Genomic DNA, 10,778 nt, shown 5'->3' on the forward strand with positions numbered 1-10,778 from the left:
GCTGAAAGTGCCCCCGATGACCCTATGGGCGTTGGACACGATCGAACGGGTGCGTGACGGCGTGCGGCGCTACATCCTGACCCTGGTCGATCCGGTGAGAGGCTATCGCGTTTGCGCTGGCGCTTCCCAAAAAGAGCAGCCGAGCGGTTGCCGAAGCGTTCCAAGCGCTGGCTTCTGGCCAAGAAGGGAATGGGCAACCGCTTCAGCTTGCAGCGCTATCGGACAATGGGTCGGAATTTCAAGGGGCGTTTGACGCGATGCTCGAATCGATGGGGCTGACGCACTACTGGACTTACCCGAAATCACCGCGCATGAATGCCCACTGCGAACGCTTCAACCGCACGATCCAAGAGCAGTTCGTCGATTGGCACGAAGAGTTGCTCTTTACCGACCTTGAGTTATTCAACCAGAAGTTGGGCCAGTGGCTCATTGACTACAATACCGTGTTGCCGCACCACAGCCTTGGCCTCAAGGCGCCGGTGCAGTGGCTCTTGGAAAACCATAAAGAGTGCCAAAGGTATTGGACGAATACAAGCTCTTGACAGACAGCGCGAAACACCGTATCATTCGCGTCTCTCGCACGTTGCGGGTGGTTAGCTCAGCGGTAGAGCACTGCCTTCACACGGCAGGGGTCAGTGGTTCGATCCCACTACCACCCACCAGTGAAGCACGTACGGGCCGGTAGCTCAGTTGGTAGAGCGTCGCGTTCGCAATGCGAAGGTCGTGGGTTCGACTCCCATCCGGTCCACCAGACCTGCTCTCATGCTAACCACCTTTTTTTCACACTCGCTCTTCTCAGAAAAGCGTTTCTTCGCTGGCTTCCTAAAGCGCCGCAGCTTGTGCGCACCACTTGCTGACGATCCACACCTTGGTTCCGGGTTGCATCACCGCCGTGAGTTCGACGATATCGAGATTGCGCATGCGCACACACCCGTGCGAACACGGTTTCCCCAGTTTTTCTTCTTCCGCAGTACCATGTAAGTATATATAACGCCGCTGCGTATCGACCTCACCCAACCGATTCCAACCCACCTCTTCGCCACACAACCAAAGAATCCGCGTCAAAATCCAGTCGTGTGCGTCTGAAGGCGCGAGCCCGGCGTCACTATCTTTCTTGTGCCCGTCACGCTCCCAGTGCGGAAGGAAGTAGCGAGCACTGGACGGACGCCGCCCTTTGAAGACCGTCCCTAACGGCATTCCGGTACCAATCACTGCCCGGATCCGGTGTCGCCCGAGTGGTGTCTGGCCACTGCCAAGCCGTTGCCCTACCCCGGCACGTGCTGTGGAAACGGGATAGATGCGTTGGCATACTCCGTCCCAATCGTAGAGAAAGAGGCGTTGGGTTGCGACGCAGATCACCACTTTTGCTGCGCTCATGATCGTTTTTTCCGTTGTGTGCGTCGAAGCTGAAAAAAATGGCGCAATTGCGCGATACACGCATCCCGCAGCACTCCGCCGCGAACCTCGGTATGCGGATTGAGCGCACGGTGGGCAAAAAGGTCGAGTTGTGAGCCCGCCACCCCGGTTTTGGGTTCCGGTGCGCCGAAAACCACGGCTGCGACCCGGGCTTGAAAAATGGCACCGGCGCACATCGCACAGGGTTCGACCGTCACATAGAGAATCGTCCCAGGCAACCGGTAGTTGCCCCGCTGTCGCGCCGCGGCGCGCAGTGCGACGATCTCGGCATGAGCGGTCGGATCGTCTGTGCCGATGGGCTGATTGCATCCCAACGCCACTAACGCACCTTCTGCTACCACCACCGCACCCACCGGCACTTCACCGCAACGCTCCGACAGTTTCGCCATAGCGATCGCCCAGCGCATCCACACCTGATCCCATAATGCCTGGGTCACCAGGGCATCCCGGCGATTGCGATTTGCCGAATGGGTCAAATTTGCTGCTCCGCAACAACCTTGACTCTATAATAGCAAAGTGCTGCGATCCCAAGGAATTCGACCTATGTCCCCCTCACAACAACACAACATTTTGTTCGATCCATTGGCGCGCTGGTGCACGCTAGGGCTCAAAACGTGTGCGGCAGACGATACCGCAATGGCTGTCGCACAGCAGATGGAAGCCCAAGGGGTCTCGAGTCTGATCGTCGAAAAGGCGGGAAAAGCCGTGGGTATCGTCACCGACCGCGACCTACGCAACAAAGTGGTTGCGCGTGGGCTTGCGCCGGAATCGGTTACCGCTGAGTCGATCATGGGGGCGCCGCTGGTGAGTTTACCCCGTCATGCGCCGCTTCACGCCGCTCTCTTGGAGATGGCGCGCCGCGGCATTCACCGCCTGGTGGTTTGTGATGAGGCAGACAACCCCATCGGAATCCTGTCGCAGAGCGATGTGCTCAAAACCCAACGCCATTCCCCCCATTTGATGGCGCTCGAAATCGAGAAAGCCACCGCTTTGGAGACGCTCAAGGAACTCCAACAGACGCTGCAAGAGTTGGTTGCGATCCTGGTTCGAACCCATACGCCCATTCAGGAGACCGTGGCGCTCATTGCCTATCTCAACGACGCGTTGGCGCGTCGGGTGGTGGAAATCACCGCGGAATCGGTAGGGTTGGGGTTAGACCGCTTCGCGTTCGTCGTCCTGGGGAGTCAAGGACGGGGGGAACAGACGCTTGCAACCGACCAGGACAATGCCCTCGTTTTGGCCAACGATCTCGACGAAACGGAAGTGGCGTTGGCCCAAACGCTCGGAGAACGCATCTCCGAAGGGTTACTTGCGATCGGTTTTCCCCCGTGCCCGGGAAACATCATGACCCGGAACCCCTTCTGGCGGCGCAGCGCGCAAGCGTGGCAAGAGCAGATCGCAGCGTGGGTTGAGCGGCCCACACCCGAGCACGTGCTCAACGCGGCGATGTTCGCCGATATTCGGACGCTTGCAGGCAACGATACGCTCACACAGCAACTCGTGCAGACGTTTTACACGGAAGCGGCGCGCGACAACCTCTTCTTTGCGCGGATGGCTCAGAACACGGTGCGCTTCGCGGTACCACTCGGCTGGTTGGGGCGGATCAAGACCAAACCCTCCGGTGCGATCAAGGCGGGGGTCGACCTCAAAAAAGCGGGGATTTTCGCGATCACCGATGGCATTCGGACACTTGCCCTGCGTCATCAAGCGTTAACGGGCAATACCTTTGGTCGAATCGAAAAACTCACGGAAAAAGGAGTATTTCCCGAACACGAAGGCAGGGAACTCTACTCGGCACTCGCGTTCCTTCTCGAGCTGCGGCTGCGTGCGCAGCTCGACGCGATCGACGCGGGCGAAACCCCCAGCAATGTGATCGATATCAAAGCGCTGACGCGGTTGGAGCGGGCCGAACTCATCGCCGCGCTGCGTACGGTCGAGCGCTTTCAAGCGTTCATCCGCATGCACTTCAAATTGGACTTGTTGCGCAACTGAGCTTTTTCAGCTTGCGGCAGAACCCGGTCGATAGCATTCCACGCTTGCGCTAGCAAAGAGCCGTGGTGGAACTATAAAAGGAATAAGGATTACTTTGCAAAGTCCCGCCATCCCGCATGACGCAGACACTCGATCGCCAAAGCATGGATAGGAAGCGTCCGAACGACCGGAGGATAGCGATAGCGGTTACTCCAAACGACGTAGTCCGTTTCCCCGCCTGGGATACCCAACTGCTCATAAACCGTGGGCATGATGGGCACATGGTCGCCGAACCAGCACAGGCAGGCAGAGTGGTCCAGTTGTTCCAGCGCCTGACGCAAGCAGGCAATCATCCGGTCTGCGTTACGCAGATGGCGAAGATAGATGGTCAGATCATCGCAGCCATTGGGCGGAGGCGAGGCGTAGAGCCTCTCGATATCTCCCTGCGCCACCTGTTCCAGATGCAACGGCCCATGGTTTTCCATGGTGATGACGAAAAGGAACAGCGGTTCGCGCGCCTCGCGCAGCATCGCCGTGACCTTTTCCGCCACGAGTAGATCGCCGATGTAAGGCCCCGAACGCTCGCCAGGATCGAAGGCCCGGATGTCGATGAAGTGATCGAAGCCCAGGCACGGATAAACCCGGTCGCGCTGGTAGAAACTCGCCGGATAAGGGTGGATGCAGACCGTCCGATAACCGAGGCGCTTCAACCAAGAAGCGACTGAGCCAGGCTGCCAGCCGGCAGCGATGGCGCGATAGGGATTGAAGCGGTGAGCGCCCAGGCACTCTTCGGGGATCCCTGTCAGAAAAGCAAACTCGGTACGGACTGTGTTGGCCCCAAAAGCCGGCACGGACAACTTTCCGTAGGCTACCGCATCCGCTTTAAGCCGGTCGAACTCAGCCAGCAACTCCGGCCGGATGCCTGCAAAGAGCGGACGTGGATCAAAAAACGATTCACTTTGCACCACCACGAAGTGCGGCAACGGGTCGGGCGGGATCACTGCGGGCAGTGACTGGAACGGTGAAGCCGCTGAGGGGATCTGACGCGCTTCCTGGCCGTAGCGCCATAATGTCGGCAGGAACCCCAAAGCGGACACATCCTTTTCCGGTGAAAAGGTAATCCGTAATTGGTAGCGATGACCCAGCCATAATGCCGCACTCCCGAACGCAAGGAGCATCAGGGAGGCCCCAAGCTGGCTCGTAGGACTCAACCGATTCACGGGAACCGGCTCAAGATACAAGCCAATCGCTACCGCCCCGGCGACACCGAGCGTTGCCCCAAGAAAACGGTCCCATCCAAGAAAAGGGAGATAAAGGCGCGGGTGCCGGATCGCATCCGTGAAATACTCGAAGTCCTGGAACACGAAGGGCTCACGCAACGCCTTGAACTTGGCGTTGTTTACCAGCACCAGCACCAGCAAAAAGGCCGACACGGCGGCGGCGGCGAACCAGGGCCGTCCTAGCACCAGGGTCAACACCGCATGGGCCAACAGCCACAGCCCCACGTGCAACGCCCAAGCCGCCGATGGGCGCACCACCGGCGGGCGCGGCGTCATCTGACGCTCGATCAAGACCGACAACGCCAACCCGGCGAGTGCTGCGGCAAGTACTGCCACAAAAGCCGCGTCAATTAGCATGACGAGAAAGCCCGAGCCAACGCAGGATCCAGAGCGAAAGGTCGGCAGGCAGCACCGCCAGCCACCACGTGCCCCAGTTCAGCGGAAACGGGAAGCTGATGCGCGCCTGATTGCGCTCCAGCCCTCGCCGGATTCTTTTGGCCGCGCGCTCCGGCGACCACAGAAACGGCTTTGGCCCGGGCATGTCGTCGCACATGGGTGACTTCACGTAGCCGGGCATCACCACATTAACCCGTATGCCCTCAGGTGCCAGCCAGCCGCGCAATGCCTCACCATAAGCCTTGAGGCCCGCCTTGGTCGCACAGTAAGTGGGCGTTACCGGCAGGCCGAAATAGCCCGCCAGCGAACTAATGAGCGCAATCTGCCCATGGCCGCGCGCCCGCATCGCCGGCAGCACAGCCTGGACGATCACCATCGCGGCCTTCAGGTTCACGTCGAGCAGCGCCTCTACCTCGTCCCACGGCTCTGGCTCCCCGTTGGGGCCGATGTTGGTATTTATCCCGGCATTGACGATCACCAGATCGAGCGGCCCCAATGCCTCCAACCACGCCCGCAGCGCCGTAAAGTCCCGCACATCGAGCTGGGTTGTGACCACCAGCGAACCTTTTGCCTGACAATCTGCCGCAACTTCCTCCAAGCGCTGGGCATTACGGCCGTGCAGAAACAATGTCACACCCGGTGCGGCGTATTCCCGCGCCAATGCCGCGCCAATGGCGCCAGTTGCTCCGGTAATCAAAATGCGCTGCTTCACAACAACCGTTCCAGCGCCGATCGTTCTGCGGTCAGCTCGCGACAAGCGTTCTCTACCGCCAGCGCAATCCCCTGGCCACAATAGAAACCACCATTGATTTGCGTGGCATGGAGCACCACCCGCCGGAAACGGCGGAACTTTTCGACATCTGGCGGCTCCGGCGTCTGCCAAAAGTCATCCAAGGGCAGCCGACTGGTCAGCCCCGGCAGGTTGTAGATCGGGTCGCTCAACGTCAAAGTAGGCACGCCTTGTTCCAGAGCCACGATACCTGCCGTGCTGTTGACCGTTACGACCCCACGCGCATGCTTTAAGAGCGCCACCAAATCGCCTGTCTCGAAAAAATGCAGACGCCCTGAAAGAGCGAAGCGTTGGGCGACTTCGCTGACGATGCGGCGATAGGGCATCAGCCCCATGTCCAGCGGGTGGTTCTTGATCGCCAGGTGGCAGTCCGCTGGCGCATGACGGGCAAAGGATTCCGCCACGTATTCGATCACCTCACCCATGTGGGAAAACCGGGAATGATCTCGAATCTGCGCATCCGAATTGAGCTGCAGCGGCAGCACGAAATAGGGCCGGCCGGTGGAAATGAATGAGCGCACCTTTTCCTCTTCCCGCCGCCCATAGAGCCGCAACCAGGCAAAGCGCTTCACATAGCCTGCATACTCCAGTGGCGCGTAGATGGCGTGCGTCTGATAGCGGGGAAACAGCACCGGGTTGAGTGCATTGCTCAGATGATAAGCCACGTCATGCGCGGCTCGCTTCCAGAAGGGCGAAGCGAAGGGGACGACACCCTCGGGTTCGCTCAGCTTTGCGCCAACTTTCCAGAACCAGGCGGGATCGCGCGGCAGTAGCGAATGACCGTTCACCCCTTCGCGCTCCAGCGTGACCCAGTAGGGGCGGAAGTACCCCTCCTCGAACACATGCGTGCGCACGCCACAAGCCTCGCCATGCTCCACGGCCGGCCGATGCACCGGTCGGCGGTCACCAAAGAGAATCTGGTCGGTGATGCCATGTCGGCGATATTTCTCATCGAGAAAACCCCGCAGCTCTTCCGGCCTACCGCGGTACCACCAGGCCGGCCGCCCCACCCAATACGCCACATCCCCGGCGCAGAAATGAATGCGATGCACGCGATGACCCTCCGCCCGCAGCCGGTCGGCAAGGCGGACGAAAAATGGCGTTGCCGGTCCCTGCAGAAATAGGAAAACACGACGCATCGGGATAGTCCTATCTTACCCCAACCACCCGACGCAAAACGACGCGAAAAGCCTTTCTTAACCAAGTGGCAGTGCCCGTCGAGGCTGCACGCCATTCGATCAGTTCTTCCAGCGCCTCTTCCGGAGCAATCAGCGCATCCTTCTTGCGGCTCATATAGCGCGGATAACGAATCAAGGCGCCTGCCACCAGCTCATCCAAGGACAGACGCCGTCTGCGTCGCGCCATCGGCACGATGTCCGTCGTCAGGCCCCAACCTGCATAAAATGGTTGACCGTAGCAGGTGACCGCCTTGCCGCGTAGCAGGGCCTCGAACCCCGCCAATGAGGTCATGCAATGAACCTCGTCTACTTCGTTCAGCAATTGCCCCATGGGCGCATCGACCACGATCTCGTTGCACCAGCGCTGCGCATCCTCCTCTCCTGCGCCTTTCCGCCTTAGCCCGGCTACGACATCAGGATGCGGCTTGTAAACGATGTGTGCATCGGGATTCGCCTTGCGCACTGCCTGCAAAAGTCCCAGGTTGGTCTTGATTCCAGGCGCACCCAAGGCAATCGAAGCATCGCTCTCCACTTGTCCAGGAACCAGAATCACTCGCGCGGCATGGCGCGGTCTGCGCCATATCGCTGTGCCAACGTTATATTTGGTCAACCCCAGCGCGACAATTCGCGCACGCAGCGCCCGCGCGCGGGCGAGCAGCGCTGCATCGAACGAACCTGTTTGTAACAGAACCTCAAGATCTGAAGGCTGGGTGGCATCGAAATAGATTCCACGTGTATCTACTACCCACGAAACAGGGCGAATCAAGTCCGCGCCCAAGCCAACTGAACGCAGAAAACCATCCTCGACTCGCAACAAGCGAAATTCACGCTGTTTGGCAAAAGGCACATCGCGCGCGCCCCAGACAGCAAGCAATCCTCCATCTGGCACCTTGCCCACATTGGAAACAAAACGCACCCGATATTCTGCCAAACACAGTGCAAGCGCCTTTCGCTTCCACGCTGAAAAACCCACAGCATAGACAATCTCTTTAGAGACATTGGGGGGTGACATCGTCAAGCACCTAACTCCTTTAGGAATGCCTCTACCTTCTGGAAATGCGCCTTCCAGGTTGGGCTGCGCCAGCCATTGAGACGGGCCAGTTGCGCGGCCCGCCGTTCATTCGATAGCGAAGCATAATCGATGATCGCTTGACGCCATCCAGATCCATCCAAGGGATCCAAGTATTCCGGAATATCTCCCGCAAGTTCCCGAAACACCGGCAAATCGCTCGCGATCACGGGTGTGCCCAACGAAAGGGCCTCAACAAGCGGAATGCCGTAACCTTCGGCAAACGAGGGGAACAGCAGCGCTTGGGCGTGAGCGAGCCAAGCCGACAACATTGAGTCGTCACATTCTGGAATCTCGATCACCACGCCCCTCAACACTTCACAGCGCTCGAGCAAATCGACCACCTGCTCGCACTCCCAGCCCCGCCGCCCAATTATCACCAGGCGAGGTACTTGCGCGCCCAGTCTATGAACCAAGTCACGCCACACATGGAGGAGCAACAGATGATTTTTGCGCGGTTCGATGGTGCCCAAAGCGACGAAATAGGGCGCTTCGAGCGGGGATGTGTGGTGACGCGCCGGAAATTCTGGCGTGCCGAGGAGGGCAACCACCCTGGGCGGCACTTTCATGCCAAGTGACCCGGCATACGCCTCAAACGCCTGCCTTGTGCAGGCGGAATTCACAATCAGGCCAGCCCCCGTATTCACCATCGTGTCGACCCGGCGGCGGTGACGCTCTGGCTCTCCGGGGCGGGCATACTCCGGGAACTCGATCGGAATCAGGTCATGCAGAAAGTAGACCGGCCTCAAACCATAGCGGCGCACCTGCGCTGCGTAATCCCCATCATCAAGGCCGCTATGCGTAACATTCAATAATACTGCGCCCTTTGTCGGGCTTCGCCAGGAAAAACAGTAGGATCGGCCGACCAGCCAACGCACGCGCGCCGAAAAGGTCTCATCGGGAGAAAGCAAACCTGAATACAGCTGGTCCGAATCACGTTCATCCATCACCAGCCAACGTCCGCCGAATCGTACCAGCGCCGCCGCCCTCGATCCAAAATGCCGGACGTAAGCCAAACCGACCCGATCCACGCCTGTCGGGCGCAAGCCACGCAGCGCCCGGTCGAGCAAGCGGGTGATGTCCAACAACATCATGCCGTCCAACCATAGCTCACTTTGAGCCGGATTGCACCAACAGGCAGCTTACCGGCCAAGATTCACCAAGCTATTCACCGAGAACAACGACGAAGTTAGAATATTGAGGAACTTCTGCAGTTCGGCCGCCGGCGCATTGGCTACATACACCACATCCTTATTCCTCATCGGAAAGTTTTGCGCCACCAGGAAGGCGCGCGGATCCTTCAAATCCACCCGATACACCACCGGCACCTTCCCTTCCGGCGTTTGTGGCAAGGGTTGTTTTCCCTCGCCTTTCAATACCTCTGGCTCTTCGAAGCGGAAGATGAACACCCCCTGCGCATCCGCCTGCGCATCACGCAGACCGGACATGCGGCCCAGCGCCTGCGCCAATGTGAGCCCGGTCGCTTCGAAGTTGATTTCCTCGTTCTTGCCCGTAGCACCCAGCGCGGTAAAGCTCAACGGTTGGTAGAGAGCCGTCACCACATCACCCGGCTGCAGGTAAACATTCTGGTTGGGATCGGCAATTACCCGCTCGAGTGGCATCGTTACCACCTTGCCGCCGCGGGCAAGCTGGATGGTCATCTTGCCGACCGGCTGCCGCACGCCCCCCGCCGCAGCAATGGCATCGAGCAAGCGCTCCCCTTTGGCCGTGAGCGGCATGCGTATGGCTTGGGCTACCTCGCCCACCACCGTCACGTTTTGCGTTGCATTGCGCGTTACCCGCACCAGCACCTGGGGCTGATTCGCCTTACCCGCAAGACGGCGGACGATTTCCATCTCGATCTGCTGGGGTGTCTTACCCGCCACCGGTACCGCCCCGGCAAAGGGCACATTGATCACCCCGTCGCTATTGACGATCTGCTCGGGTAAGGTCGTTTGGCGCGTGGACGTCAATCCAGCGCGCGGATCGACCACTGCTGCACCAAAGAGCGCGGCTGGGGGGGCTTCCCAAACCGAAACTTCGAGCGCATCCCCAGGACCCACAACATAGCTTGGCGGCGCCTTTCTTGCCAAGGTATCGGCAAAGGACTCGGCACGCTGCGCAGCCAATAAACGGCGTGCAACCGCGTCGTTGACTTCGACTACGGGGATCGGCGAATCTATCTTATCCTCCCTGACCACTTGCGCTGCGCTGGGGCCGGACGACGGCAGCCAGGCGGGGAAAGTGGAGCAGCCACTCACGATCAGCGCAGCTGTAACCGCCAAGGTTGGTGATCGAAAGAGAAGCCGGTAGAGGTGGATAAAATCACCTGTTCTTGATCGGTTCATCATCTTTTTCCGTATGCTTTTTCATCTCATTCTCGTCTTGATGCGTTGCGCGATTTGCATTACGATCGAACATATCATCGTTGATAATCTTGGTGACGAAATCCAAAGCGTTGTCGTATTTCGCCGGAAGCAATGCCGAAGAAGCCGCAAGAATGAAAACCAGCGCGGCAATGCTGTAAGCAGCTCCAGTCATCACATCCAATACTCCAAGCACCAAGGGAATTAAGCTGACTACTTGTCAGGTCCCATATCATTATATTCCCCGAAGTCGTGCTAAACTCTTCGAAGCGTACCGACTCCTTGAGCGCTTGTTCCAAGGCCGGAAAGCAT

The 10,778-nt window shown here is 59.0% G+C and carries 10 protein-coding genes, 2 tRNA genes and 1 pseudogene; 4 read left to right on the forward strand and 9 right to left on the reverse strand.

The genetic code is table 11. The annotated features are described in order from the left end of the window. The 3 genes and pseudogenes from KUL93_RS11835 to KUL93_RS10670 form a co-directional block, all read left to right on the forward strand. Nucleotides 1–542 (forward strand): annotated as a pseudogene (locus KUL93_RS11835) (integrase core domain-containing protein); the annotation flags it as partial. A 45-nt stretch (nucleotides 543–587) separates the two neighbouring features. Further along, nucleotides 588–662: transfer RNA gene (locus KUL93_RS10665), tRNA-Val, on the forward strand. Nucleotides 663–675: 13 nt separating this feature from the next. Continuing rightward, nucleotides 676–751, forward strand: a tRNA-Ala gene (locus KUL93_RS10670). A gap of 71 nt (nucleotides 752–822) precedes the next feature. Here KUL93_RS10670 and KUL93_RS10675 read toward each other — a convergent pair. Then, the gene (locus KUL93_RS10675) at nucleotides 823–1,377 is read right to left on the reverse strand and encodes a L,D-transpeptidase (RefSeq protein ID WP_217127028.1); all 555 of its coding nucleotides are present in this window, start codon (nucleotides 1,375–1,377) and stop codon (nucleotides 823–825) included. After that, nucleotides 1,374–1,853 carry a tRNA adenosine(34) deaminase TadA gene (gene tadA, locus KUL93_RS10680; RefSeq protein ID WP_217127029.1) on the reverse strand — a complete coding sequence of 160 codons (480 nt, stop codon included), beginning with the start codon at nucleotides 1,851–1,853 and terminating at the stop codon, nucleotides 1,374–1,376. Before tadA ends, KUL93_RS10675 begins: the two co-directional genes overlap by 4 nt. Nucleotides 1,854–1,959: 106 nt before the next feature. On the opposite strand from tadA, the gene KUL93_RS10685 reads away from it, so the two are divergent. Next, on the forward strand, nucleotides 1,960–3,408 hold the full coding sequence (locus KUL93_RS10685) for a putative nucleotidyltransferase substrate binding domain-containing protein (protein ID WP_217127030.1): 1,449 nt from the start codon (nucleotides 1,960–1,962) through the stop codon (nucleotides 3,406–3,408). 89 nt (nucleotides 3,409–3,497) lie between these two features. On the opposite strand, the gene KUL93_RS10690 is transcribed toward KUL93_RS10685, so the two are convergent. Genes KUL93_RS10690 through KUL93_RS10720 form a run of 7 tightly spaced genes read right to left on the reverse strand, consistent with a single transcriptional unit; the run spans nucleotide 3,498 to nucleotide 10,641 of the window. Further along, nucleotides 3,498–5,003, reverse strand: a complete 1,506-nt coding sequence (locus KUL93_RS10690; protein ID WP_217127031.1) for an LTA synthase family protein — start codon at nucleotides 5,001–5,003, stop codon at nucleotides 3,498–3,500. A 10-nt stretch (nucleotides 5,004–5,013) separates the two neighbouring features. Further along, complete coding sequence (locus tag KUL93_RS10695) at nucleotides 5,014–5,775, reverse strand: SDR family NAD(P)-dependent oxidoreductase (RefSeq protein WP_217127032.1); 762 nt, start codon at nucleotides 5,773–5,775, stop codon at nucleotides 5,014–5,016. Beyond that, nucleotides 5,772–6,992: a capsule polysaccharide biogenesis protein gene (locus KUL93_RS10700; RefSeq protein WP_217127033.1), complete on the reverse strand. Its 1,221-nt coding sequence runs from the start codon at nucleotides 6,990–6,992 to the stop codon at nucleotides 5,772–5,774. The genes KUL93_RS10695 and KUL93_RS10700 overlap by 4 nt, the downstream gene beginning before the upstream one ends. A 10-nt stretch (nucleotides 6,993–7,002) precedes the next feature. After that, entirely contained in the window at nucleotides 7,003–8,043 is a 1,041-nt protein-coding gene (locus KUL93_RS10705) for a capsular polysaccharide export protein, LipB/KpsS family (protein ID WP_249419435.1), read from the reverse strand. A gap of 2 nt (nucleotides 8,044–8,045) precedes the next feature. Beyond that, nucleotides 8,046–9,194: a glycosyltransferase family 4 protein gene (locus tag KUL93_RS10710; protein WP_249419436.1), complete on the reverse strand. Its 1,149-nt coding sequence runs from the start codon at nucleotides 9,192–9,194 to the stop codon at nucleotides 8,046–8,048. A gap of 48 nt (nucleotides 9,195–9,242) precedes the next feature. Then, entirely contained in the window at nucleotides 9,243–10,451 is a 1,209-nt protein-coding gene (locus tag KUL93_RS10715; protein ID WP_217127036.1) for a polysaccharide biosynthesis/export family protein, read from the reverse strand. Beyond that, nucleotides 10,426–10,641 (reverse strand): hypothetical protein, encoded by a 216-nt coding sequence (locus KUL93_RS10720; protein ID WP_217127037.1) that lies wholly within the window; start codon nucleotides 10,639–10,641, stop codon nucleotides 10,426–10,428. Before KUL93_RS10720 ends, KUL93_RS10715 begins: the two co-directional genes overlap by 26 nt. Nucleotides 10,642–10,778 lie beyond the last annotated feature (137 nt).

Source organism: Hydrogenophilus thiooxidans (assembly GCF_019049855.1).
In the GTDB taxonomy this organism is placed as follows: domain Bacteria; phylum Pseudomonadota; class Gammaproteobacteria; order Burkholderiales; family Rhodocyclaceae; genus Hydrogenophilus; species Hydrogenophilus thiooxidans.

What these genes read in the sequence shown, in the direction of transcription:
- KUL93_RS10675 (WP_217127028.1), bottom strand. Translation starts at nt 1,377, where the DNA reads ATGAGCGCAGCAAAAGTGGTGATCTGCGTCGCAACCCAACGCCTCTTT.
- KUL93_RS10685 (WP_217127030.1), top strand. Translation starts at nt 1,960, where the DNA reads ATGTCCCCCTCACAACAACACAACATTTTGTTCGATCCATTGGCGCGC.
- KUL93_RS10700 (WP_217127033.1), bottom strand. Translation starts at nt 6,992, where the DNA reads ATGCGTCGTGTTTTCCTATTTCTGCAGGGACCGGCAACGCCATTTTTC.
- KUL93_RS10705 (WP_249419435.1), bottom strand. Translation starts at nt 8,043, where the DNA reads ATGTCACCCCCCAATGTCTCTAAAGAGATTGTCTATGCTGTGGGTTTT.
- KUL93_RS10710 (WP_249419436.1), bottom strand. Translation starts at nt 9,194, where the DNA reads ATGATGTTGTTGGACATCACCCGCTTGCTCGACCGGGCGCTGCGTGGC.
- KUL93_RS10715 (WP_217127036.1), bottom strand. Translation starts at nt 10,451, where the DNA reads ATGATGAACCGATCAAGAACAGGTGATTTTATCCACCTCTACCGGCTT.
- KUL93_RS10720 (WP_217127037.1), bottom strand. Translation starts at nt 10,641, where the DNA reads ATGACTGGAGCTGCTTACAGCATTGCCGCGCTGGTTTTCATTCTTGCG.